The organism is Bradyrhizobium sp. CCBAU 53421 (genome assembly GCF_015291625.1).
Classification (GTDB): Bacteria; Pseudomonadota; Alphaproteobacteria; order Rhizobiales; family Xanthobacteraceae; genus Bradyrhizobium.
In genome coordinates, this window is the sequence record NZ_CP030047.1 from 5,083,099 (window position 1) to 5,109,594 (window position 26,496).

At 65.6% G+C, this 26,496-nt stretch carries 15 protein-coding genes; 5 read left to right on the forward strand and 10 right to left on the reverse strand.

Features of this window, described 5'->3' with window-relative positions; all coding sequences use genetic code 11:
• Positions 1–140: 140 nt before the first annotated feature.
• Positions 141–977, reverse strand: a complete 837-nt coding sequence (locus tag XH92_RS24270) for an invasion associated locus B family protein (RefSeq protein ID WP_194454347.1) — start codon at positions 975–977, stop codon at positions 141–143.
• A gap of 384 nt (positions 978–1,361) precedes the next feature.
• Between XH92_RS24270 and XH92_RS24275 the strand changes: the two genes are divergently transcribed.
• From XH92_RS24275 to XH92_RS24285, 3 genes are all read left to right on the forward strand, one after another.
• Entirely contained in the window at positions 1,362–3,098 is a 1,737-nt protein-coding gene (locus XH92_RS24275; protein ID WP_194461403.1) for an extracellular solute-binding protein, read from the forward strand.
• A gap of 27 nt (positions 3,099–3,125) precedes the next feature.
• Complete coding sequence (locus tag XH92_RS24280) at positions 3,126–4,637, forward strand: AMP-binding protein (protein WP_194454348.1); 1,512 nt, start codon at positions 3,126–3,128, stop codon at positions 4,635–4,637.
• A 107-nt stretch (positions 4,638–4,744) separates the two neighbouring features.
• Positions 4,745–5,971 (forward strand): GGDEF domain-containing protein, encoded by a 1,227-nt coding sequence (locus XH92_RS24285; RefSeq protein ID WP_194454349.1) that lies wholly within the window; start codon positions 4,745–4,747, stop codon positions 5,969–5,971.
• Between the two features lie 101 nt (positions 5,972–6,072).
• On the opposite strand, the gene XH92_RS24290 is transcribed toward XH92_RS24285, so the two are convergent.
• The 4 genes from XH92_RS24290 to XH92_RS24305 form a co-directional block, all read right to left on the reverse strand.
• The gene (locus XH92_RS24290) at positions 6,073–12,327 is read right to left on the reverse strand and encodes an AIDA repeat-containing protein (protein ID WP_194454350.1); all 6,255 of its coding nucleotides are present in this window, start codon (positions 12,325–12,327) and stop codon (positions 6,073–6,075) included.
• A 428-nt stretch (positions 12,328–12,755) separates the two neighbouring features.
• Complete coding sequence (locus XH92_RS24295) at positions 12,756–14,396, reverse strand: caspase family protein (protein WP_194454351.1); 1,641 nt, start codon at positions 14,394–14,396, stop codon at positions 12,756–12,758.
• A gap of 324 nt (positions 14,397–14,720) precedes the next feature.
• Entirely contained in the window at positions 14,721–18,239 is a 3,519-nt protein-coding gene (gene mfd, locus XH92_RS24300) for a transcription-repair coupling factor (RefSeq protein WP_194454352.1), read from the reverse strand.
• Positions 18,236–18,526 carry a succinate dehydrogenase assembly factor 2 gene (locus tag XH92_RS24305; protein WP_194454353.1) on the reverse strand — a complete coding sequence of 97 codons (291 nt, stop codon included), beginning with the start codon at positions 18,524–18,526 and terminating at the stop codon, positions 18,236–18,238. The genes mfd and XH92_RS24305 overlap by 4 nt, the downstream gene beginning before the upstream one ends.
• Before the next feature lie 236 nt (positions 18,527–18,762).
• Between XH92_RS24305 and recG the strand changes: the two genes are divergently transcribed.
• Positions 18,763–20,871, forward strand: coding sequence for an ATP-dependent DNA helicase RecG (gene recG / locus XH92_RS24310; protein ID WP_194454354.1), 2,109 nt, complete (start codon positions 18,763–18,765; stop codon positions 20,869–20,871).
• A 188-nt stretch (positions 20,872–21,059) separates the two neighbouring features.
• Here recG and XH92_RS24315 read toward each other — a convergent pair whose 3' ends face one another.
• From XH92_RS24315 to XH92_RS24335, 5 genes are all read right to left on the reverse strand, one after another.
• A complete protein-coding gene (locus tag XH92_RS24315; RefSeq protein WP_194454355.1) occupies positions 21,060–21,839 on the reverse strand; it encodes a DUF502 domain-containing protein in 780 nt (259 codons plus the stop codon).
• 107 nt (positions 21,840–21,946) lie between these two features.
• Complete coding sequence (gene glmS / locus XH92_RS24320) at positions 21,947–23,773, reverse strand: glutamine--fructose-6-phosphate transaminase (isomerizing) (protein ID WP_194454356.1); 1,827 nt, start codon at positions 23,771–23,773, stop codon at positions 21,947–21,949.
• A gap of 156 nt (positions 23,774–23,929) precedes the next feature.
• Positions 23,930–24,607: a hypothetical protein gene (locus XH92_RS24325; RefSeq protein ID WP_194454357.1), complete on the reverse strand. Its 678-nt coding sequence runs from the start codon at positions 24,605–24,607 to the stop codon at positions 23,930–23,932.
• Between the two features lie 36 nt (positions 24,608–24,643).
• Complete coding sequence (locus XH92_RS24330; RefSeq protein WP_194454358.1) at positions 24,644–24,823, reverse strand: hypothetical protein; 180 nt, start codon at positions 24,821–24,823, stop codon at positions 24,644–24,646.
• Entirely contained in the window at positions 24,820–25,095 is a 276-nt protein-coding gene (locus XH92_RS24335) for a hypothetical protein (protein WP_194454359.1), read from the reverse strand. The genes XH92_RS24330 and XH92_RS24335 overlap by 4 nt, the downstream gene beginning before the upstream one ends.
• Before the next feature lie 119 nt (positions 25,096–25,214).
• On the opposite strand from XH92_RS24335, the gene XH92_RS24340 reads away from it, so the two are divergent.
• Positions 25,215–26,432, forward strand: a complete 1,218-nt coding sequence (locus XH92_RS24340; protein WP_194454360.1) for a sensor domain-containing diguanylate cyclase — start codon at positions 25,215–25,217, stop codon at positions 26,430–26,432.
• Positions 26,433–26,496 lie beyond the last annotated feature (64 nt).

A 26,496-nucleotide genomic window follows, 5' to 3' on the forward strand; every position in this document is an offset into this window, starting at 1 on the left:
CACCAGCGCGGCAGGCTGCCATCAGCCAGTCGGTTTCGCATGACAAAAAAGGCGCCCTTGCGGGCGCCTTTTGATTTGCGATGATCTCGCGTTCTCGCGAACGCTTGATCGAAAGTTTGCTTGAAAGCCTACTTGAAGGTTTACTTGGCTGCCGGGTTGGCCGGAGCCGCGGGAGCTGCACCACCGCCGGCGCCTTCCAGCTTCTTGCGCTGCTCTTCGGCGCGCTTCTGCAACTCTTCCTGCAGCTTTTTCGAGTTTTCCTCGAACACCTTCGGATCGGTCGGCGGGCCGTCATAGGCCTTGGCGAATTCGGTGTTGAGCGGCAGCGGCAAGGTCAGCGGCGCGCCGTTCGAGTTGATCGCCTGGACCACGAGGTTCTGGCCCTTCTTCATGTTGGCGATCAGCTCGGGGGTTGCTTCATAGTCGGACATGCAGCCGTTCTGGAAGCAGATCACATAGGGCGCCTGCTGCGGCGGGTTGTTGTCGACGATGATGCGGGTGCCGTGGACGAGCTGCATGCCGAGCGGCAGCGTGACGCGCAGGATCTTCTTCGGCTCGCCTTCCGGCTCGATAATCACGGCGGCGATCACCGGCTGGCCGGACTCGATGCGGCCGTCCTTGCCGGTGAAGCAAACCTGCTTGGCGTTGGCTTCCTGGCCCTTCAGGCAGAACTTGGTCCAGGGGGCGTAGATGAGCTGGATCTGCTGATCCTGGGGCGGCTGCTGGGCGGCCGCGGCGGGCGCCTGACCTGCGGCCGGTGCTTGAGCGGCTGGCGCCTGGGCTGCCGGAGCCGGCGCCTTCGGAGCTGCCTTCGGTGCCGCCTTGGGCGCAGCCTTCGGTGCCGCAGGCGCCGGCGCTGCCGGCTGCTGGGCCCGAGCGGCAGGAACCAGGAGCGCTGCAGAGAATGCCGTCGCCGCCATCAGGGCAACAATTCGCCCATGCGGCCGGACCGGGGCGGCCAAGATACGGAAATTCATTGCGGAAAACCCTTTCTGAACGGCAGCGCCCGAAACCGCTGCAGGCGCCGACACATAGCCGTTTGGGCGGCTGTCTCCTAGTCAATTGAGGCGGATACGTGACAGGCGTTCCCGCCTTCGAATTGCACGCCTTCAATACAGCGGCGCGCGGAAAGATCAATGCCGACAAGCGCATTTGCGCCCATGTGACGGCGAGTTTCGGCGCCCTGTGATAAACCTCCCGACGTGACGTTTCGCGAATCAAATCCGGCGCCGTACGCACGTGTTCCCGGGCACGTTCGGCGCGCCGCATTGCCCGCCATCTGGCTCGTCCTGGCATCTATCCTGGGATTCCTGACGAGCGCGCTTGCCCCTGTAGCCGCCGCCGAGAGCCACGCCATCGCGATGCACGGCGCGCCGGCGCTGCCCGCCGACTTTACCCACCTTGCCTACGCCAACCCTGACGCTCCCAAGGGCGGCCGTCTGGTCCTGAGCCCGCGGGAGGGCACCTTCGACAGCCTCAATCCGCTGATCGTCAGAGGTCTCGCCGTACAGCAGCTGCGGGGCTACGCCTATGAGCGCGGCTATGTCTACGAAAGCCTCATGGTGCGGAACAATGACGAGCCGTTCACGCTCTACGGCCTGCTGGCCCGCAGCGTCGAGACCGACGACGCCAGAAGCTATGTGACATTTCATATCGATCCCCGCGCGCGTTTCTCCGACGGGCACGAGGTCACGGCCGACGACGTGGTGTTCTCGCTCGAACTGCTCCGCGATCACGGCCGTCCGCTGCATCACCAGTATTATTCGAAAGTCGCAAAGGCCGAGGTGCTCGACCCGCTCACGGTGCGATTCGATTTTGGCGGCGTTGCCGACCGTGAATTGCCGCTGATCCTCGGGCTGATGCCGATCCTGCCGCGCCATGCCACCGACGTCGCCAAGTTCGAGGAGACCACATTGGCGCCGCCGATCGGCTCCGGCCCGTACCGCGTGACGGCGGTCAAGCCCGGCACCAGCGTGACCTTCACCCGCAATCCGGATTACTGGGGGCGCGACCTGCCGGTAAACCGCGGCTTCTGGAATTTCGACGAGATCAGGCTCGATTACTATCGCGACGCTAACGGCCAGTTCGAGGCGTTCAAGCGCGGCCTTTATGACTTCAGGACCGAGCCAGAACCGCTCCGCTGGCATGACGGCTACGACTTCCCCGCCGCGAAGAGCGGCGACGTGCTTCGCGAAACCATCAAGATCGGCACGCCCGATCCGTCCGAATTCCTGGTGTTCAACACCCGGCGGCCGAAATTCGCTGACGCCAGGGTGCGCCAGGCGCTGCTGCTGCTGTTCGACTTCGAATGGATCAACCGCAATTACTATTTCGGACTCTACGCACGCGCCGGCGGCTATTTCGCGGGCTCGGAATTGTCCGCCTATGGGCGCGCGGCCGATGAGCGCGAGCGCGATCTGCTCAAGCCGTATCTGTCGCATATTGCGCCCGACATTCTCGATGGCCGCTATCGCCTTCCCGTCACCGACGGCTCAGGCCGCGACCGCACCATCCTTCGCGGCGCGTTCGCGCTGCTGTCGGAGGCGGGCTACGCGCTCGACGGCACGGAGTTGAAGCAGCGCACGACCGGCACGCCGCTGCGGATCGAGATCCTGGTGACGACCCGCGAACATGAGCGGATCGCCCTCGCCTACCAGCGCGACCTGAAGCGGGCCGGCATCGACGCTGTGGTCCGGGTGGTCGATGCGGTACAGTTCGAGCAGCGCCGGGTCGCCTATGACTTCGACATGATTCCAATTCGCTGGGACCAATCGCTGTCGCCGGGCAACGAGCAGTGGTTCTACTGGGGCAGCCAGGCCGCCGACGTGCCGGGCACCCGCAACTACATGGGCGCCAAGGATCCGGCCATCGACGCCACGATCGGCGCGTTGCTCGCCGCGCGGGAGCGGACGGACTTCGTCTCGGCGGTGCGCGCGCTGGACCGCGCGCTGATGTCCGGCTTCTACGCTATCCCCCTATTTAACTTGGGAGAGCAATGGATCGCGCGCTGGAATCGGATAGAACGGCCTTCGGCCACGGCGTTGACGGGCTACCTGCCGGAGACCTGGTGGCAGAAGCCCGGCGCGCAATCCAAGTGACGTGCCAAGTGAACCGACGTTGAACCTGTGAACCAGTCGATCACCTCGCCCACGCTCGATACCCTGTTCAAGCGCACCTTGGCTCGGCAGCCCGAGGCGCTGGCGCTGGTCGACCCGGCCAACAAGCAACGCGTCACCGGCCAGACCCGCAAGCGCCTGACCTATGCCCAGGCCGACCGCGCGATCTCGGCGATCGCCGCCCATTTCGTCGAGAGCGGGTTGCCGACCAATACGGTGATCGCGGTTCAATTGCCCTCGACGGTCGAGTTCGCCCTGACGGTGCTCGCCGCCCATCGGGTCGGCCTGGTCGTGGCGCCGTTGCCGCTGCTGTGGCGGCAGGCCGAGCTGACATCTGTCCTCAACCGCACTGCGGCGCGGGCGATCGTCACCTGCGGCAAGATCGACGGTGTCTCCTACGCCGACTTCGCCATGAACGCCGCGGCGGAAGCCTTCTCGATCCGCCATGTCTGCGGGTTCGGGGCCGATCTGCCCGAAGGCATGGCGTCGCTCGATGACGCGATTATGCAGGACTCCCGGACCTCGCGCCCGATGATCCAGGATGGCCGCAAGCCGGCGCTGATCTCCTTCGACGTCACCAGCGAGGGTTTCCGTCCGGTGCCGCGCGCACATTTCGGCCTGATCGCCGGCGGGCTCGCGATGTCGCTGGAGAGCGACCTGGCTCAGGGCGCGACCATCATGTCAGCATTCGCGCCGATGTCGTTCGCCGGCATCTGCTCGTCGCTGGTGACTTGGCTGCTGTCTGGCGGAACGCTCGTCATGCATCATCCGTTCGACGAGGAAGCGTTCGAAACCCAGTTCAACGACCATGCCTGCGACACGCTGATCGCGCCGGCGCAGTTCGCGCTGCGGCTCGACGAGTGCGGCCTGTCGGAGCGCCTGCCGACCCTGCGCAACGCGATCGGCCTCTGGCGGACCCCGGAACAGGTCGCCTCCAGTCCGCACTGGACGTCGCGGCGGGTGACCCTGACTGACATCTATCTATTCGGCGAGGCCGGGCTGTTCGGCGCCCGCCGCAGCGCCGAGGATGGATCGCCGGCGCCGATCAAGCCCGGTCCGCACAGCGCGCCGCGTGAAGCGCCAGGTGCGTCGATCGCCGGCGAGATCCTGCTTACCCCGAAGGGCACGCTGGGCCTGCGCGGCCCCATGGTGCCGGTCGCGGCCTATGCGCCGCCGCCGCCCCCGAGCGACGGCCTGATTGCGCCGCCGCCGCGCGATTACGTCGACACCGAATATGCCGCGCGGGTCGACCGCACGACCGGCGCCATCAACATCACGGCGCCGCCGTCGGGGGTCATGACGGTCGGCGGCTACCGCTTCCTTGCCGGGGAGCTGCAGGAGTGGTCGCGCCGCCTCGGCCAGGGCGCCATGCTGACGGCGCTGCCCGACCGCCTGAGCGGCCACCGGCTGGCCGGACGGGCGCAGGACAATGCGCGGGCCCGCGACGCCCTCACAGAACTTGGGCTTAACCCGTTGATGGTCGAAGCATTTCGCGACCGTAACGGTACCGGGGCGCCGTAAAATCTTATCAATGCGTTAGTCTTAGCATTGTGTTGACGCCGCATTAAGCCATGCCGACTAGCATCGCAGCCGTTTGCTGATCTTAAGCATTGGTTTCGAGCGTTCGAATGTCTCAACAAGGTCCGGTCCTCATCGTATCGGCGTCGGCAAAGCCGCCGTTCGCCGCGGTCCTCGATGAGACGAAGCTGTTTCCGGTCGTGGTCACCGACTGGAACGAGGTCGGACGGGCGATCGAGCAGGTCAAGCCGGCAGCGATCATCGCAGCCGCCGAGGGCGTCGACTTCGTCACCCTGTCGGGCCTCGCCAAGCGCGCCGCCGCCCGCGCGCCCTATCTGCCGCTGATCGCGGTCGATCCCGCGACCACCCTGCCCGACACCGCCATCGCGTTCTTCCAGCACAAGGGCATGCCGGATCGCCTGGTCGCCCGGCTCAACGCCTCCTTACGCGTTCGCGCCCTGCACGCGACCGTGATGCGCCGCCTGGTGCCGCCGGCGCCGATCGCAATGTCCGATATCGATCCGGTCGGAGAAGCCACCGCGCTGCTGATCGGCCGCGGCGGCGCCTACCCGGCCTTGTCGGTCGCGCTCGGCGAACGCGCCGGCGTGGTTGGGGCGCTGAGCATCGAGGCCGCCGCAAAGCATCTCTCCAATCGTGACATCGACGGCATCGTGCTGGCGGAGGGATTCACGCCGCGTGTGATGGATGCGTTCCTGACCGTGCTGACCGAGGATGTTCGCTTCCGTCCGTTGCCCGTGATCGTCGCTTCCGGCGAACTGGCGCCGCGTTACGAGCTGCCCAATCTCGAGATCGTCACGGCCGGGCCGACGCGCGTCTCCGACATGATGCTGCCGATGATCCGCCAGCACGCCTTCGAGGCACGGCTCGGCCGCATGCTCAAGGCAATCGATGCCAAGGGCCTGATCGATCCCCGCACCGGCCTGCTCACCAAGGCCGCGTTCGAGCGCGACTTCGCGACCGCCGTCTATCACACCGCCGAGCGCGGCGGCGCGCTCTCGGTGGCGCGATTCACCTTCGACAACGCGCAGCCGCGCGCGCAATTCGACGGCGCGCGGATCATCAGCCGGCTGATGCGCCAGGCCGATTTCGGCGCCGTGCACGATGACCGGTCGCTCGTCGTGGCGTTCGCCGGAACCGACCTGCGCAACGCGCAGGCGATCACGCGGCGATTGGCCAGCGTGATGCGCCACACCCAGAACGGCCGCCGCGACACCAGGGCCGAGCCCGCCGTCAGCGTCGCAACGCTGCTGCCGGGCGATTCCGCGATGTCGCTGCTGGGGCGCCTGTTCGGCACGGCGGAACGCGCGGCGTCGTAAGCGGCTCGATGAGGCTTGTTAGCTGCTGCGATCGCCGCACGGGCATGCCGGCAGGCGAAGTCACCTTATCTCGGCGGCTCCGCATGCCGCATCGTCAGGCCTCACGCATGCTGCGGCTGCGCGAGCTGGCTGATCTGGGTCGCCGGCGGATCGACGACCAGGGTACCGCCATGGCCGTCGCTCGAGGTCGTGAATGTCGAGGCCATGTAGTTGCCGAGCAGCGCGATGCTCGCCGTGACGGTGCCGTCCGTCACCGTGAGCGTTCCGCCCGATGCGTTGCCGCTGAAGCTCGGGGTCTGAACGTTCGCGAAGCTGATGTTGGCGAAATCGATCGCGTCCGAGCCGGTCATCCCGGCGACGGTGCCGGCAAAGCTCGCGGAATTGTCGAGCTTCAGCGTCCCCGTCGAGCCCTGGAACGTCACGGCGGCATTCGAGGCCCCGGTCAGTTCGAGGGTGCCGCCCGGGACGATGGTGGCGCCGCTCGGGCTCTGTCCGGTGACATTGAACGACTGCCAGGCGCCCCACGCAGTGCCGTCATAGGCCCGGATCCAGAGCTGGTCGGTGCCCGAGCCGGCCTGATAGGTCGCCTGGGAGAGCTGCGCCGCGGTGATGTCGATCTCGGTATTGGCCGGCTCGTTGATGCCGCCGACGTTCCAGCGCCCGTTGGTGTTGGAATCCCACAGCGCATACTTCGTGATGGCATCGCCGTCGGCGTCCGTCGCCGTGACGAGGTTCGCAGCAGCAAAGCTCTGCCCCGACACCGTCACGACGTTGGCGACCGCGACCGTCGGCGCCTGGTTGGTTGCGGTGGCCGTGAAGGCCTTCCAGCTGCTCCACTCGCTGCCGTCGTTGGCCCGCACGTAGAGCGTGTCCGACGGCGAGCCGCCGGGCCCGAACACGTAGCTGACCTGCGAGAGGTTCGCCGCCGCGACGTCGATCTCGGTGTTGGCGGCCTGGACGACGCCGTTGACCACGAAGTGGCCGTTGCCGCCGGTGTCCCAGAACGCATACTGGGTGATCGCATCGTTGTCGGCGTCCGACACCGAGAACAGGCTCGAGGCCGCGACCGAATGGTCGTGGATTGCGGAGACGTTCTGCGCCGTCACGACCGGAGCCGTATCGGGGCCTGGCGTTGCCGTGAATGCGGCCCAGGCGCCCCACTTCGATCCGTCGTTGGCCCGCACGTAGAGCGTGTCGGCCGGCGAGCCGCCGGGACCGAACACGTAGCTGACCTGCGACAGGTTCGCCGCCGAGACATCGATCTCGACGTTGGCCGCCTGGACGACGCCGTTGACCACGAAGTGGCCGTTGCCGCCGGTGTCCCAGAACGCATACTGGGTGATCGCATCGTTCTCGGCATCGGAGACCGAGAACAGGCTCGAGGCGAGCGTCGAGAACTGGCCGTGAACCGCTGCCACGTTCTGCGCCGTCACCACCGGAGCCTGATCGGGTCCCGGGGTCGCCGTGAACGCGGCCCAGGTGCTCCACTTCGATCCGTCGTTGGCCCGCACGTAGAGCGTATCCGGTGTCGAGCCGCCCGGCCCGTATACGTAGCTGACCTGCGACAGGTTCGCCGCCGAGACATCGATCTCGACGTTGGCTGCCTGGGCGACGCCGTTGACCACAAAGTGACCGTTGCCGCCGGTGTCCCAGAACGCGTACTGGGTGATCGCATCATTGTCGGCGTCGGAGACCGAGAACAGGCTCGAGGCGAGCGCCGAGAACTGGCCGTGATTGGCGGTCACGTTCTGCGCCGTCACCACCGGAGCGGTGTCGGGACCCGGGGTTGCCGTGAATGCGGTCCAGGTGCTCCACTTCGATCCGTCGTTGGCCCGCACGTAGAGCGTATCCGGCGTCGAGCCGCCGGGACCGAACACGTAGCTGACCTGCGACAGGTTCGCCGCCGCAACATCGATCTCGACATTGGCGGCCTGAGCGACGCCATTGACCACCCAGTGACCGTTGCCGCCGGTGTCCCAGAACGCGTACTGGGTGATCGCATCGTTCTCGGCATCGCTGACCGAGAACAGACTCGAGGCGAGCGCCGAGAACTGGCCGTGAACCGCTGCCACGTTCTGCGCCGTCACCACCGGAGCCTGATCGGGTCCCGGTGTTGCCGTGAACGCGGCCCAGGTGCTCCACTTCGATCCGTCATTGGCCCGCACGTAGAGCGTATCCGGTGTCGAGCCGCCCGGCCCGTACACGTAGCTCACCTGCGACAGGTTCGCCGCCGCAACATCGATCTCGGTGCTGGCCGCCTGGGCGACGCCGTTGACCACCCAGTGGCCGCTGCCGCCGGTGTCCCAGAATGCGTATTGGGTGATCGCATCGTTGTCGGCGTCGCTGACCGAGAACAGGCTCGAGGCGAGCGCCGAGAACTGGCCGTGATTGGCGGTCACGTTCTGCGCCGTCACCACCGGAGCCGTATCGATCCCTGGCGTTGCCGTGAACGCGGTCCAGCCTCCCCACAGCATCCCGTCATTGGCCCGCACGTAGAGCGTATCCGACGGCGAGCCGCCCGGGCCGAACACGTAGCTGACCTGCGACAGGTTCGCCGCCGCAACGTCGATCTCGACATTGGCGGCCTGGGCGACGCCGTTCACCACCCAGTGACCGTTGCCGCCGGTGTCCCAGAACGCGTATTGGGTGATCGCATCGTTGTCGGCGTCGGAGACCGAGAACAGGCTGGAGGCGAGCGCCGAGAACTGGCCGTGATTGGCGGTCACGTTCTGCGCCGTCACCACCGGAGCCGTATCGGGGCCCGGCGATGCCGTGAACGCGGTCCAGCTTCCCCACAGCATGCCGTCATTGGCCCGCACGTAGAGCGTGTCGGCCGGAGAACCGCCGGGGCCGAACACGTAGCTGACCTGCGACAGGTTCGCCGCCGAGACATCGATCTCGGTGTTCGCCGCCTGGGCGACGCCATTGACCACAAAGTGACCGTTGCCGCCGGTGTCCCAGAACGCGTACTGGGTGATCGTATCGTTGTCGGCATCGCTGACCGAGAACAGGCTCGAGGCAGGCGCCGACGTCTGCCCGTGATTGGCTGTTACGTTCTGCGCCGTCACAACCGGAGCGGCATCGCTCCCCGGCCCTGCTATGATCGCTTTCCAAGGCCCCCACAACGTTCCGTCGTTCGCCTTGATGTACAACGTGTCAGGGGCTGATCCCGGAGGCCCGAAGACGTAGCTCAACTGCGGCAACTGCGACGCAGGAATATCGATCTCGGTGTTGGCAGGCAGAGCCACACCGTTCAACGCCCAGTGGCCACTCCCTCCGGTGTCCCAGAGGGCATACTCGGTGATCGTGTCGTGATCCGGATCGCTCACCGTGAACAGGCTCGATGCGGCAACCGACGTCTGGCCGTGCGCCCCGGTCACACTGACCGCGTTCACGGTTGGCGCGGTGTCCACAAATCCCGTTGCCGAAAATTGAGTCCAGCCGCCCCAAACCGTGCCGTCATTGGCGCGAACGTAAAGCGTATCGGCCGGAGAGCCACTTGAGCCGAAGACGTAGCTCACCTGCGACAGGTTCGCCGCCGCAACGTCGATCTCGGCATTGGTGGGCTGGACGACGCCGTTGACGACCCAGTGTCCGCTACCTTGGGTGTCCCAGAACGCATATTGGGTGATGGGATCGCCATCGGCATCCGAGGTGGTGAAGAGGCTGGACGCGAGCGCAGAGCTCTCGCCACGAACTGCCGTGACATTGGACGCGGACGTGACCGGTGCGACGTCGGCCCGCGTCGTGACCAGCGTGCCGGTGCCGGAATCCGCGCCGACGCTGAAGCGCACGCCGGGCGTCGTATCAAGCTGCAGATCGAAGGAGGAAGCCCCTTCGGTGACATGCAGGATGTTGCCGGCGAGCAAGGTCGCCGACCCGCCCGAGACGAAATTGAGGCCCGCCAGATCGATGCTGTCGCCCAGCACCAGACTGCTGATGGTCGTGCCGACCAACGACGTGCCGTCGATCTTGAGCTGTCCGCCGGACCCGCTGAAGGTGATGCCGCCGGTGGCAACACTGCCGGCCTGCAACTCGATCAGGCCGCCGGAGATCGTCACCGGCCCTGTGGAGCCACCGGAGGAAACGACCTCCTTGCCGCCGCCAAACACCGCGACGTTGTTGGTCACTGCGCCAGCCACATTGAACGTGCCGCCGCTGGAGACGGCGACATGGTGGGCGGTTGCCCCGGACTGAACGTTCAACACGCCGCCACTGATGACGGTCGTGTGGTCGATCGCGCCTCCCGACGACACGTTGACCGTGCCACCCGAAATCCCGGTTCCGGAGCCGGTCACGCCGGTGACCACGCCTCCGGAGAACACGTTCTCGATGCCGCCGGCAAAGACCCCGACGTTGCTCAGAACCGTGCCGCCGACGTTGAAGACGCCGCCGCTCGAGACGGAGATATGGTCTACCGTCGCGCCGGACGAGACATTCAGGTCGCCGCCAGCGAAGACGGTCGCATATTCGAAGGAAGCTCCGGAGAGAACGTCGACCAGCCCGAAAATTGCGGTGCCCGAACCGGTGACGCCGGTAACGGAGCCACCCGCAGAGACGATTTCGTGGCCGCCGTTCTGGACAGTGACATTGCTGGTGATCTTGCCCTGCACGTTGAGCGTGCCGGACACGTTGATCATGCTGGCCGAGCCTCCGGCCAGGACGTTCAGCGTCGCACCGGCCGCGATGAACGTCCCGGTACCGGCCGTGCCGCTGATGGTGCCCTGGATGACGCCACCGGACGAGACGTTCTCGGTGCCACCGCTCAGGACCGCGACCGTATTGGACGTGGTCCCCGTCACGTTCAGAGTGCCGCCCGCCGAGATCGTCGCCACGGTGGCAAATCCGCCAGCCAGCACGTCGAGCGTGCCCCCGGAGACGAGCGTTCCGCTGGCCGCGCCGCCACTGCTGACAAACATCGTCGCGCCGCTTGCCACGACGGCATTGGTATCGCTGCCCGCGACCGCTTCGGTGCCGCCGGAAGAAACAGTCGTGCCGGTGTCGTTGCCGCCCTTGCTGATGGTCAGAAGCCCGCCGCTGCTGACCGTGGTGCTGACGGCTGTGCCGCCGGAGGCAACGAACATCGAACCGCCATTGAGGACGGTATCACCGGTGTCGGTTTGGCCGCTCGACACCGTGTAGGACGATCCGCTGCTCACGGTCACCGGAGCGCTTTCGATAACGACTGTGCCGCCGTTGCTGGTGACGTTCGTGACATTGGCGCCGGCAATGAGAATCAAGGTGCCGCCGCTATCGACAGTGATGCCGCTTGCGGTGCCGCCGGACGAAACGACCTCGGTGCCGCCGGAGCTGATCACCGTGGCGCTGGCGGTCCCGCCCGCCATGACGACCTCTGTACCACCGGCGCTGATCACCGTGGTCCTGGCGATGCCGCCGGACGAAACGATTTCGGTACCGCCGGAGCTGATCACCGTATTGCTGGCGATGGGGCTGTACACGCCACCGCCCCACACGATCTGTTCACCGCCCGCGATCAGCGTGGTGGAGATCGCCGTTGCGCTTCCGCAGTATTGGCCACTGCCGACATATTGGATGCTGCCGCTGCCGGTGACCGTCGTGCTGACGGCCGTGCCGGTTTCAACGTAGCCGTATGGCGCAATGTACTGGATTCCACCGCTCGTGATGGTGGTATTGCTTGTGACACCAATACCCGCGGATCCAAAGGCGGCGTAGCCGACGTACTGTATCCCGCCATTGATGACGGTGTTGACCGCGGTGGCAGCCCCGAGAAATCCTACGATCTGTTCGGAACCGCTTCCCGTCACCGTGGTGTTGGATGCGACTGCGCTGCCGTAGGCGCCAGGGTTGTTGTTGTAGTCGTTTGTGACGTACTGGTACCCGCCGTTCTCGATCGTCGTGTTGATGGCGGTGCCACCAAAGATTTCCTGAAACCCGCCATCGAGGGTAGTGTTGCTGGTGGTTCCGCCGAACAAGTACAACACGCCATGACCACCGACCGAGGTATGGCCGACCGAGGTGTTGATTGCGGTGGAGCCACTGTCGACCGACATTTCACCAATGTCGATCGTGTCGGTCGCAGTTGCAGCTCCAATCGTGTTTGTGTACGGATCGCCGCCGACGACCAAGTTGCCGCCGCTGACCACGGCGCTGATGACAGTGCCGAGCACGTACAACTGCGCGCCACCGTTCGAATCGAAGGACACGGTGTCGGCGAAATCGGTGCCACCAGAGGAAACAACGACGGTACCAAAATCGACGGTGTTGCTGATATAGCCGCCATTCAGCACGTAGAGCGTGCCGCCGTCCTGGACTGTGTTGCTGGTCTGCGTATCGGACACAGAAGCGCTGGTGCCGCTGGCAACGTTCACACCCATAGACCCCTCCCCGGAAAAAACTGATCTCGAAATCCAATAAGTCTGTCCGGCAATTCGACCCGCGGCCAAGTCTGGCCGATGGCCTGCCGACACCTCAATCAAACGCCCGCAAGCCCTCGCCAATTCGCTTGGCGCGAGCTTTTGATCACTGAGTTTTGGAGAGCAGTTGAAATGCTGGCGGGACGCGAGCCAGATTCAAATTACCACGTCATCCAAAATATAAAGGCCGGTCCGAATTAAAAACGCGATCAGCTTACAATTCGCGCAAAAGCCGTCAAGGTCCGGTCGGCGAAAGTTCAATGTTCCTCGCCTGTTGTTCACATTCTGGAACCGGCGCGCCCCACTTCTCGCTCTCGGTGAGTGCAAATGTTTCTGGGATGAAATGATTCATCCACATCGTCATGCATTGCGGTCTGGGTCCTCCCGCCTCAGCACCAGGCCCAGATGCAGCCGACGAATCGATAGCGATAGATCCGCACCTGGTGGACGCCGGACGCGCGTCGCGGCCGGGCCGTATTCGGCTCGGCTGGCACCTTGGGGTCCTGGCTCCCCGGGTCGACCTGAACCGCCCGGCGCCGCAGCTCGGCCGCCTTGGCCGGATCACGCGCGCCAAGCAATCCACGCTCCTGCATGACGGCAAGGTACTTCAGGGAAAATCCATCGTTCAGATCGGCCGCCTGCTGAAAATATTGCGCGGCCGCCTCGTAGTCGCGCGGCGTTCCCTTGCCGTAGAAATACATCAGGGCGGTCTGCGCGAGCGCAAAGGGATCGCCCGCCTCGATCGCCTTCTGATAGAGCTCGAGCGCCCTCGCCGGGTCCTTCTTCACGAAATTGCCGTTGGAATACATCGCGCCGAGATTGCTGATCGCGCCCGGCTCCCCGGCGGCGGCCGCCTTGCTGAAGAGCTCGAAGGCCCGTGGCATGTCTTCGACGACGCCGCGCCCGGTCGCGAAATACACCCCGAGCTTGCCTTGCGCCGGCGCGTAGCCGGCTTCGGCGGCCTTGGTCAAATAACGCTGCGCCGCCAGATAGTTTTTCGTTCCGCCATAGGCGAGGCCGAGCAGGAATTCGAGACGTGGCTGATCGGGATTGGCACGCAACGCCGCTTCGCAGATCGGGATCGCGGCAGCGTAATCATGCGTGTTCGCGATCTTCAATTGTTCAGGACTGGCGAACGGCGGCGCAGGCGCAGCCGCGCGCTCGCATTCGCTGTCCGGGCCGCCGGCGGCAGTCGGCGTCTGCGATGTGACGCGATGCGGATCGACCGGTGCGTCCGCCTGTGCCGCGACCTGGGATGGAGCAACCTGTTGCGGCGTCGCGGGCGGCGCTGCAGTGGCGACCGGGGACGGCGAGGCCGCCAGATAGACATCGCCGACCAGAGAAGAACTATCCCAAGGCGTCTGCTTCCGGTCAGTCGCCACGAGCACGTCGCCGCGGACCCTGGACAGCATCTGGCGCACTTCGATCCCGGGCGTCGCGATATGTTTCAGCAGCGCGGCGGTGAACGGCGAATTCCGCCCGGCGCCGTCGAGCGCGACATTGTTCGGTTGCGTCGAGTAGACGATCAGCGAGCCCTGCCCGGTCGCATCGACGCGGCCGAGGCCGCGCGTGGGTGCCGCGCGGCTGCCACGTGCGAGCTTCTCGAGAAAGGGATTGTTGCGGCAGGCGTCGAGGATGATGATGTTGGCGCGCCCCGCCCCCTCCATCTCCTGCTGGATGTCGGTCAGGTTCACGGTGTTGAAACGCACATCGGCGGGCGTTTCGATTTTCGCGTCGACCGGGACCAGATAGTTTTCACCGTTCATCTGGAGGCCGTGGCCTGCGTAGAAGAACAACGCGACGTCGGCACCGTTCAGGCGCTTGGAAAAATCGCGTACCGCATTGGCCATGGCCTCGCGGGTCCCGTCGCGCTGTTCGATCACGTCAAAGCCGATGCCGCGCAAGGCCGTGGCAAGATCGGCTGCGTCATTGGCGGGATTATCGAGGGCAGGAACGGCTTGATAGTGGCTATTGCCGAGCACTAGCGCGAGGCGCGTGCCGGCGACAGCCTCGATCGGCAGAACGGTCAACGCAAGGCAAAACGCGACGAGAAGCAACCGGCAATGGAGTTGATGCATCGTGCTTGCTTGCGGCTTGCAGTATCGGCTGAGACCGGGATTGAGAGATGCAAATCATACCGGCAACGCCGATGCCAGTCAAAATCCTGATCCAACGGGATCGCTTCTCGAAACCAAGTGGCAGGCGAAGACCACCAAACAATCTTGCTTCTATCTGCACGGAACCGCACACAACATCGTGCGGTTCACTCACCGCACAAGATCAGCAAGCGTTGTGTGACCTCCGCACATCCGTGACGATGCGTGCGTCGATCCGATCGGCAGTGTGAGCGAACCTCACGCCGCCTTCTTGCTCTCGGCGAGATTGGCCAATTGGCGCAGGATCTCGGTGGTGCCGGCGAGCCGCTCTTCCGGCGTATCCCATTCCTGGAAGAACACCACCTTCATGTCGGGCCGCACCTTGGCGGCCTGGCCGTGCTGGCGGATGAAGCTCACCAGCCGCTCCGGATGCGCAAAGCTGTTGTCGCGGAAAGCGATCACGGCGCCCTTCGGGCCGGCATCGACCTTGCCGACATTGGCTCTGCGGCAATAGGCCTTGATCGCGGCGACCTTGAACAGATAGCGCACCTCGTCCGGCAGCACGCCGAAACGGTCGCGCATTTCTGCTGCGAAGGCGTCGATGTCCTGGTCGGTGTCGAGATCGGCGAGCCGGCGATAGAGCGACAGCCGCACGCTGAGGTCATTGACGTAGTCCTCGGGGATCAGCACCGGCATGCCGATCGTGATCTGCGGCGACCAGCGGTCGGCGGCGGGCTCGGCGACGCCGGCCTTGAGGTTGACGATCGCCTCCTCCAGCATCGACTGGTACAGCTCGAAGCCGACTTCCTTGATGTGGCCGGACTGCTCCTCGCCGAGCAGATTGCCGGCGCCGCGGATGTCGAGGTCGTGCGAGGCGAGCTGGAAGCCGGCGCCCAATGTCTCCAGCGATTGCAGCACCTTGAGCCGCCGTTCGGCCTGCGCCGTGATCTTCTGCTGCGCCGGCAAGGTGAACAGCGCATAGGCGCGCAGCTTGGAGCGGCCGACGCGGCCGCGCAGCTGGTAGAGCTGGGCGAGGCCGAACATGTCGGCGCGATGCACGATCAGCGTGTTGGCATTCGGGATGTCGAGACCGGATTCGACGATCGTGGTCGACAGCAGGATGTCGTATTTGCCGTCGTAGAACGCGGACATGATGTCCTCGATCACGGTCGGCGGCATCTGGCCGTGGGCGACCGCGACCTTCATCTCCGGCACATTCTTGTCGAGGAAATCCTTGACGCCGGCGAGGTCCTCGATCCGCGGCACGACGTAGAACGCCTGCCCGCCGCGATAGCGCTCGCGCAGCAGCGCCTCACGGATCATCAGGGGATCGTGCGGCGCGACGAAGGTACGCACGGCGAGACGATCGACCGGCGGCGAGGCAATGATCGAGAGCTCGCGGACGCCGGTCAAAGCCAGTTGCAGCGTGCGCGGGATCGGCGTTGCCGACAGCGTCAGCACGTGGACCTGGGCGCGCAGCTGCTTCAGCCGCTCCTTGTGGCTGACGCCGAAATGCTGCTCCTCGTCGACGATCAAGAGGCCAAGGTCCTTGAACTTGATGGCCTTGCCGAGCAGCGCATGGGTGCCGACGACGATGTCGACGCTGCCGTCGGCAAGCCCCTTCTTGGTCTGGTTCAAATCCTTGGTCGAGACCAGCCGCGACGCCTGCGCGACATTGACCGGAAAGCCCTTGAAGCGCTCGGTGAAGGTCCGCGAGTGCTGGCGCGCCAGCAGCGTGGTCGGCACCACGACCGCGACCTGCCGACCTTCCAGCGCCACGGCGAACGCCGCGCGCAATGCCACCTCCGTCTTGCCGAAGCCGACGTCGCCGCAGATCAGGCGGTCCATCGGGCGGCCGATCTCGAGGTCGTTCAAGGTCGAAGTGATGGCGCCAAGCTGATCCTCGGTCTCCTCATAGGGGAAGCGCGCGCAGAACTCGTCATAGATGTGCGGCTGCAGCGGGAATTTCGGCGCCTCGTGCAGCTGCCGCTCGGCGGCGATCTTGATCAATTCGCCCGCGATCTCGCGGATGCGGTTCTTGAGCTTCGCCTTGCGCGCCTGCCAGCCGCCGCCGCCGAGACGATCGAGCTCGACATTGGCGCTGTCGGAACCATAGCGCGACAGCAGCTCGATGTTCTCGACCGGCAGGAACAGCTTGGTCTCCGCCGCATAATGCAGCTCGAGACAGTCATGCGGCGCGCCGGAGACTTCCAGCGTCTGCAGGCCCACGAAGCGGCCGATGCCGTGCTCGACGTGCACGACGAGATCGCCGGTCGCAAGGCTCGTCACCTCCGAGATGAAATTGTCGAGCTTGCGGCTCGCCTTGCGCGGCCGCACCAGGCGGTCGCCGAGAATGTCCTGCTCGCTGATAACGGCGAATTCGTCGGTCTCGAAGCCGGACTCCATGCCGAGCACGGCCAGCATGGTCTCGTTGCGCGGCGTCGCCTGCACGATCCGCCAGGTGTTGACGCTGGTGGTGTTGAGCAGCTTGTGGTCGCGCAGCATCGCGCCCATGCGGTCGCGCGAGCCCTCGCTCCATAGCGCGACGATCACCTTCTTGCGCCGCGACTGAAGCGCGCCGATGTGGCCGACCACGGCTTCGAACACGTTGACATTGCTGTCGGCGCGCTCGGGCGCGAAATTGCGGCCCTGCCGCGCACCGGCATCGAACAGGTCGCCGGAGCCTTCGGGCACTGCGAACGGCGTCAGCCGCGCCAGCGGTGCGTCGCCGAGCAGTTTTGTCCATTCGGCTTCGGTCAGATAGAGCTTGTCCGGCGGCAGCGGCTTGTAGATCGCGCCGCTGCCCGGATGCTCCAGCGCTTCGCGCCGCGCGTCGTAATAGTCCGATATCTGCGAGAAGCGTTCGCGCGCGGCGTCCTCGCCCTGCGGCTCGATCGCGATCGTTGCGCCGTCGAGATAGTCGAACAGCGTGTCCATCCGCTCCTGGAACAGCGGCAGCCAGTGCTCCATGCCGGGATGGCGCCGTCCCTCGGAAACCGCCTCATAGAGCTGGTCGTCGCGCTCCGGCGCGCCGAACGCTGCGACATAGCCCATCCGGAAGCGGCGGATGGTCTCGGTGGTCAGCTGGAATTCCGAGACCGGCACGAGATCGAGCCCGCGCATGTCGAGCAGCGTGCGCTGGGTCTCGGCATCGAAGGTGCGGATCGACTCGAGGCTGTCGCCGAAGAAGTCGAAACGCACCGGCTGGTCGAGGCCGGCCGGAAACAGATCGAGGATGCCGCCGCGCACGGCATATTCGCCGGGCTCGCGCACGGTCGACGAGCGGGTGTAGCCGTTGTGCTCGAGCCAGGCGACGACCGAGTCCATCGGCACGACGTTACCCGGTGCAACCGACAGCGCCTGCGCCGCCACCTGATCGCGCGCCGGCACCCGCTGCACGGCGGCGTTCACGGTGGTCAGCACGATCAGCGGCTTGTCGGAGCCGACCAGCCGCGACAGTTTTGCCAAGGCGGTCAGGCGTTGCGCCAAAATGCCGGAATGCGGCGAGACGCGGTCATAGGGCTGGCAGTCCCAGGCCGGAACCTGCATGACCGCGATATCGGGCGCAAAGAACTCCAGCGCGCGGGCGAGCTGCTGCATCCGCGCGCCGTCGCGGCACACCACGGCAAGACTGACCGCGGGCCGCTTCGGCTGCGCGGCGATGGCGCGCGCGAGATCCGAGATGACCAGCCCCTCGGCGCCCTCGGCGACGTTGGCGATGGTCAGCACCCGGCCGGGCGCGAGCATCGCGGCCGGTGATTTCATCGGCTGCTTCATGCGCTGGGATCCGCGACGCGGAACGCCTTGATGCGGGCAAACAGTGCGGTCTGATGCTCGGCGGCCAGCACCTTATCGCCGGTCAGCGCGGCATAGAGGTCGGGGTCCGGCACCTCGATCAAATGCTCGAGCTCGCCGAGCTCCTGATCGGACAGGTCGGCGATGGTCGAATCGGCGAACCGGCCGAGGATCAGGTCCATCTCCCGGGTGCCGCGATGCCAGCAGCGAAACAAAAGCCGCTTGCGGCGGTCATCGAGCCCCTGGCTCGATCGTGTCGATCCCGTCATGTCCCAAAATCCATCGAACGCCAAAAGCCCGGACGTGCCGGGCGGGCTTGATATAGCGATGGCGGGGGCCGATGTCAGCCCTCTTTCGCCGCCTGAGTGGCATGCCGTCACGGCCGAGCCTGCAGACAGGACCGGCCGTCCATACCGGCTCCAAAAACATGCCGGCTCCAAAAAAAGACGTGGATGCCCGGCACAAGGCCGGGCATGACGTGTCGAAACGGACCTAGATTCTCCTGATGCGCCCCAGCCTGCTCAATCCGCTGTTTGCCCAGGTCACGACCCTTCAGGGTGTCGGCCCGAAGCAGGACAAGCTGCTGCGCTATCTGCTCGACCGCAGCGAGACACCGCGGCTGGTCGACCTGCTGCTGCATCTGCCGGCGAGCGTGATCGACCGCCGTGCGCGGCCGAAGATCCGCGACGCCGCGGTCGGAACCATGGTCACGCTCGAAGTCACCGTCGACCGCCATCGGGCGCCGCCGCCGCGCAATTCGCGTGCGCCCTATCTCGTCTACGCCAGCGACGACACCGGCGACGTCGTGCTGACCTTCTTCCGCGCCCAGCCCGGCTATGTCGAGAAGCTGCTGCCGGTCGGCGAGAAGCGCTACGTCTCCGGCACGCTCCAGATGTATGACGGCATTCCGCAGATCGTGCATCCGGACCGCGTCGTCGATGAGGCCGGCTTTGCAAAACTGTCCGGCATCGATCCGGTCTATCCGCTGACCGAGGGCCTTGCGATCGGCTCGCTCCGCCGCGCGATTGCGCAGGCCCTGACCAAGCTGCCGGACCTGCCGGAGTGGATCAGTCCCGAGGTGCTGCGCCGCTGCAACTTCCCGCCGATCAGGGAGGCGCTGACCCGCGTCCATGTTCCGGTCGAGCTGACCGACATCCTGCCCGACGGCCCGTTCTGGTCGCGGCTCGCATTCGACGAACTGCTCGCCGGCCAACTCGCGCTGGCGCTGATCCGCGCCACGCTGCGTCGTCCCGCTGGCGTGCGCAATGCCGGCGACGGCCATCTGCGCAACAGAATCATCGACGCCCTGCCCTATGCGCTGACCAAATCGCAGCAGCAGGCGGTCGCGGCGATCACCGAGGATCTGCGCCAGCCGGTGCGGATGCTGCGCCTCGTGCAGGGCGATGTCGGTTCCGGCAAGACCGTGGTGGCGCTGCTGGCCGCGGCCGCCGTCACTGAGGCCGGCAAGCAGGCCGCGCTGATGGCGCCGACCGAAATCCTGGCGCGCCAGCACATCAAGACCATCGCGCCGCTCGCCGAGCGCGCCGGCATGCGCGTTGCGATCCTGACCGGCCGCGAGAAGGGCAAGGAGCGCCGCGAGCTATTGGCCCAGCTCGAGGCCGGCGAGATCGATCTCCTCGTCGGCACCCACGCGCTGATCCAGGACGACGTGATCTACAAGGCACTGGCGCTCGCCGTGGTCGACGAGCAGCACCGCTTCGGGGTGCGAGAGCGGCTGGCGCTGACCTCCAAGGGCGAGGCCGTCGACGTGCTGGTGCTGAGCGCGACGCCGATCCCGCGCACGCTGGTGCTGACATACTTTGGCGACATGGACGTCTCCGAGCTGCGCGAAAAACCGGCTGGCCGCCAGCCGATCGACACCCGCGCGGTGCCGATGAGCCGGATCGAGGACGTCATGGACGGAGTCGGTCGCGCGCTCGGCGCCGGCAAGCTGGTGTATTGGATCTGCCCGCTGGTCGATGAATCCGAGGCCGAGGGTACCGAGCATCTGACCAACGCGACCGAGCGTTTCGAGAGCTTGCAGCAGCGGTTCGGCGATCGTGTCGGCCTCGTGCACGGCCAGATGAAGGGCACCGAGAAGGATCGCGTGATGGCGCAATTCGCCGCGCACGAGATCGGGCTGCTGGTCGCGACCACGGTGGTCGAAGTCGGCGTCGACGTGCCGGCGGCAACCATCATGGTGATCGAGAACGCCGAACGCTTTGGCCTCGCGCAACTGCATCAGCTGCGCGGCCGCATCGGCCGCGGCTCGGAGGCCTCGACCTGCCTGTTGCTCTACAAGGAGCCGCTCGGGGAAATGTCGAAGGCGCGGCTGAAGGTGATCCGCGAGACCACCGATGGCTTCAGGATCGCCGAGGAGGATCTCAAGCTGCGCGGCGAAGGCGACGTGCTCGGCATCCGCCAGAGCGGCCTGCCCGGCTACCGCATCGCGCGTTCCGAGGTGCACGGCCAGCTCATCACCCAGGCCCGCGACGAGGCGCTGCGGATCATGAAGGACAATCCGAAGCTGAAGGGCGAACGCGGCGAAGCACTGCGCGTCCTGCTCTACCTCTACGAACGCGACGAGGCCGTGCCGCTGATCGGCGCAGGGTGATTCAACGCGACACACGCTGCCGTCCGTCCCGTCATCCTGAGGAGCGGCCCTTGGCCGCGTCTCGAAGGATCGACGGCCACAGGCGGGGCCGATTCATCCTTCGAGACCCGCGCAAGAGCGCTCTCCTCAGGATGACGGTGCGGTAGCTCGATCGTACGGCTGGACACGCCGCATGGGCGCGCCGGCCCCTAGTCCACCTTCGCCGGCGCGGGCTGCGTGGCCGGCTGCAGCGAGGCCTGGTTGGCGACGCGTGCGGCATTGGCCATGCCGGCGAGCGCCGCGGCGCGTTTCTGATCGTTGGTGCCGGGCTGCACCACGCCGGCCGACATGATCAGCGTCGCGGCATCCTCGGTGCTCATCTCGATCTCGATGATCTTGCTCTTCGGCACATAGAAGAAGAAGCCGGTGGTCGGGTTCGGCGCACACGGCAGGAACACCGAGATATGCTCCTCCTCTCCGGGGAAGCTGGCCGCGAGCTCGGCGCTCGGCGCCTGCGAGATCAGCACGATCGACCACATCCCGGGCGAGGGAAACTCGACCAGGCCGACGCGACGGAAGCTGGAGCCGTTGCCGGAGAACAGCGTCTCGAACACCTGCTTCAGGCCGCGATAGATCGCACGCACCGCAGGGATCCGCCCGAGCAGCCGCTCGCCGAGATCAACCAGCGTTCGCCCGATCAGGTTGGCGGTAAGGAAGCCGAGCAGGGTCAGTGCGACGACGGCAACGATCAGGCCGGAACCGGGCAGCCCGAACGGCAGATAGGTTTCCGGCCGGTAGGCCGAGGGAACGAACGGCCGGACCAGATTGTCGACCCAGTTCACGAACCACCAGGTCAGATAGAGCGTGATCGCAACCGGCCCGGCCACCACCAGGCCGGTCAGGAAATAATTGCGGAAACGCGCCATCAGCCCGCGGGGGGCATCCGGGGGCAAATCACCCGTGACGGGAGGCACTTGGTTGGAGGTCATTACGGTTCCAAGGTCGTCGAAGCGGCGTCGAAGCGGCCGTTGTCCACCACCCAGCTAAGCCATTCTGACGCATTTTTGAAGGGCCCGTGTGACGGGCCCCCTTGCGACTATTCGACCGTGACCGATTTGGCCAGATTCCGGGGCTGATCCACGTCGGTGCCCATCACCACGGCGGTATGATAGGCGAGCAGCTGCACCGGCACGGCATAGACCATCGGCGCGAAGGTCGCCCCCATGTCCGGCATCACGATCGTCACCAGCGACTGGATGGTCGCCTCCGTGGCGCCCTTGGCGTCGGTCATCAGGATGATCTTGCCGCCGCGGGCGGCGACCTCCTGCATGTTGGACACGGTCTTCTCGAACACCTTGTCATAGGGCGCGATCACCACGACCGGCATGTGCTCGTCGATCAGCGCGATCGGCCCGTGCTTGAGCTCGCCGGCGGCATAGCCCTCGGCATGGATGTAGGAGATTTCCTTCAGCTTCAGCGCGCCTTCCAGCGCCAGCGGATAGCTGGTGCCACGGCCGAGATAGAGCACGTCGCGCGACTTCGAGATCTCGCGCGCCAGCTTCTCGATCTGCAACTCGGTCGTCAGCGCTTCCGACATCAGGCGTGGGATCTCGACGAGGCCATGCACCAGCTTGGCCTCGTCGGCATCGGACAGCTCGCCGCGTGCCTTGCCGGCAGCAACCGCAAGCGAGGCCAGCACCATCAGCTGGCAGGTGAACGCCTTGGTCGAGGCGACGCCGATCTCCGGACCGGCCAGCGTCTGCAACACGGTCTCGCTCTCGCGCGCGATCGTCGAGGTCGGCACGTTGACGACCGACAGCGTATGCGCGCCCTGCGCCTTGGCGTAGCGCAGCGCCGCCAGCGTGTCGGCGGTCTCGCCGGATTGCGAGATGAAGATCGCAAGGTCGCCCTTGCGCAAGGGAGCTTCGCGATAGCGGAATTCCGAGGCGACATCGAGCTCGACCGGCAGCCGCGCCAGCTTTTCCAGCCAGTATTTGGCGACGAAGCCGGCGTAGCTCGCGGTGCCGCAGGCCGTAATCGAAACGCGCTGGATATCCTTGAAGTCGAACGGCAGCTTGACCGGCATGGTGACGCGCTCGGTCGCCATATCGACATAACGCGCGAGCGTGTGCCCGACCACTTCCGGCTGCTCGTGGATCTCCTTCGCCATGAAGTGGCGGTAGTTCGCCTTGTCGACCAGCGCTGTTGCGGTCGTGTGCTTGATCGCCTCGCGATGGACGATGGCGTTGTCCTTGTCGAAGATCGTCGCGCCCCTGCGGTTCAGCACCACCCAGTCGCCGTCCTCGAGATAGCTGATCGTATCGGTGAAGGGCCCGAGCGCGATCGCATCCGAGCCGAGAAACATCTCGCCCTCGCCATGGCCGACCGCGAGCGGCGGACCGTTGCGGGCGCCGATCATCAGATCGTCCTCGCCGGCGAAGATGAAGCCGAGCGCGAAGGCGCCCCGCAGCTGCGACAACACCGCCCTCACCGCTTCGACCGGTGCGACGCCGCCCTTGAGCAGATTGTCGACCAGATGCACCACGACCTCGGTGTCGGTCTCGGTCGAGAACACCGCGCCCTTGTGCTCGAGTTCCTCGCGAAGCTCGCGGAAATTCTCGATGATGCCGTTATGCACCACGGCGACGCGTTCGGTGGCGTGCGGATGGGCGTTGTTCTCGGTCGGCCTGCCGTGGGTGGCCCAGCGGGTGTGGCCGATGCCGGTGTGGCCGCCGAGCGGCTTTTCCTCCAGCCGGGCCTCGAGATTCTTCAGCTTGCCCTCGGCGCGGCGCCGCGCCAGCGAGCCGTTCTCCAGCGTGGCGACACCGGCTGAATCATAGCCGCGATACTCCAGCCGCTTGAGCGAATCCACCAGTTGCTCCGCGACCGGAGCGCGTCCAAGAATGCCGACGATGCCGCACATGCGGTTCAATGTCCCCAAAAATCGCCGAAAATTTGCCGAAGCGGCGACACGGTCCCTTAACGGGAATCGCCGGCCGCAAGATACTCAATAATTATTGCCGATTGCGACAGTCTTAAACGGCAAGGTTGATGCGAAAGGCTGGTTAATCGGGGCTAACTATTTTGGCAAGAGCACGTCAGTGCGACCCGCCGGGACGGGCCAAGGTTTCGCCTCCCAGATCGAGGTCCATTCTTGACCCGCGCCACACGCAGGGCCGCTGACCTCAACGCGAACCACGATAAAGCTTTCGCGATTGGTCACACCCAGCCGATAGACGTGCCGCAAGCGTACACTCGGACATTCGTCCGTTGAGGTTTCGGCCTGAAACAAGCCGGTCTCTTCGTTCCATGTGATGATACCCGGAGTGTCCGTCGTGCCGAACCCCTGCTTCGCAATGTAGGGAAATTCCAATGGCTTCGGCCTACTCACATCGGAGAGATCGAATGCTCGGTCCGATCCGGTCACGGACAAGCGACAGAACATGAGGGCGAGCCGATGCCCGGCCACTTTCTTGAAGCGAACCGGCAGTTGTCCAATGTCATCCTCATACTTGCAACCGGACTGCCGAGCCGCAAGCGCAAGCATTTTGGGCAGATGCGCCGGATCGAAAACCTCAAAGTCCGCGCGCCCGTTGGCAAGGCCGCTCCATTCGCGGAGCGCCTCGCGTCGTGCATCGATGCTCAGGGTTTCGTCGCCGCGTGCAACCGCCACGATCACCGGGCTGCCCGCCAGAAGGCATGCGAACAGTGCGACGATGGCAAGTGACCCAACATACGAACGAAGCGCTTTCCTCACTCAGGCCTCCAATTTGGCTCTCCAGTCCGCAGCAGCTCACCCATGTGTCTTGCTGTAGACGAACAGAAAGACAGCTCCCCAAAATATCATTCCGCTGAACATCGATATGAGGTCATGCGGCCGCAGGCCGACCAGCCCCCACAGCCCTCGGCCGGTCCTGGTCAGGACCATCTCGACCAAGGTTCCAAGCAGAAAACGGATCAGGCTGTCGATCACGGTTCCCACCCCCGGCCGCGCACCCAGACGTCGCGGCAGGTGACCAGCATGCCGTGCAGTCCGTTCTTGAGGAAAAACAGATAGAGCGCGAACAGCAGCACGAAGCTGAGCCGGTCGTCGCCCCAGGAAACGAACTCGGGTTGGTCGTGCGTCTTCCGCGACAGCACTGCCAGCTGTCCGGTCTCGGCCCATTGGCAAAGTCGTGCAGCGCTGAAGTACGTCACCAGGCTGCAAAAGACGCCAATCAGAACGGTCGCGGCATGTTTGCGCATGACGTGTTTTGCCCCGTCGCCTGCTAAGAGCGATGAAACCGCAGACCGCAAACGCCGTTGGCCACGTCAACGCACCATTAACGCCTTTCGGCGAGGGTGCCGCCGGCGGAGGTAGCCCGATGCACACTGCGCATGATCGCGAGGCCCGTCGCCTCGATACGCTCGCGGAACTCGACATCCTCGACACGCCGCGCGAGCTGGCCTTTGACCGCCTGACCTCGCTGTGCCGCAAGATGTTCCGCGTGCCAATGTCGACGATGACCTTCATCGACGGTCACCGGCAATGGTTCAAGGCCTCCGACGGGCTGGACCTGCGCGAAACCGACCGGCGACCGGCGCCGTGCAATGTGACCATCACGCTGGATGAGCCGCTGGTCGTCCCCGATATGCAGCGCGATGCGCGCTTCGCCGACAACATCTTCGTGCGTGGGGCGCCGTTCGTCCGTTTCTATGCCGGCGCACAGCTCAGGCTGTCCGGCGCCGTGATCGGAAGCCTGTGCGCCATCGACACGCGCCCTCGCGATGATTTTGACGCCGAGGCGACCAGCATGCTGGTCGATCTCGCCGCGATCGCCGTCGACGAGCTGAAGCTGCGGAATCTGTCCATGCAGGACGGTCTCACCGGCTGCTCCTCGCGGCGCGCCTTCCGCGGCGAAGGCGAACGGCTGACCGCGCTGGCGGCGCGGCATCTCAGTCCGCTTGCCTGCGCCGTGCTCGATGTCGATCACTTCAAACAGGTCAACGACACCTATGGGCATGCGATCGGCGACATGGTGCTTGCGGCGGTCGCAAACGCATCGCGTGACGCGCTGCGTGGCTCCGACGTGATCGGCCGGCTCGGCGGCGAGGAATTCGGCATCCTGCTGCCGCACACCAGGCTCGACCAGGCGATGGGTGTGCTCGAGAAGGTGCGCGCCGCGGTCGCGGCCACGCGGATCGAGACGCCGGCCGGCACGATCGGCGTCACCTGCAGCCTCGGCGGCGCCGCGCTCTCGCCCGGCAACGGCTTCGACGACATGCTGCACAACGCCGACCTCGCGATGTACGGCGCCAAGCAGGGCGGCCGCAACCAGGCGCTGGCCTGGGTCGACCGGGCGCCGTCGATCGCGCCGACCGCGCGCCGCGTGTTCAAGGCCGGCACGATCAGCTTCAACGCCGGCCATTCCACGATCGACTGCACGGTGCGCGGCCTGTCGCGCGACACCGCGACGATCGAGGTGATGTCGACGTCGGGCATCCCCGATCAGTTCAAGCTCGCGATCGCCGCCGACGCGCTGTCGCGGGCCTGCCGCATCACCGCGAAGGCCGACAACCGGATCGAGGTCGCCTTCACCTGAACGGCGAAGGGGGATTATCTCTGCAGGACATCTCCAGTCGGCATTCCGGGGCTCTCGCAAGACG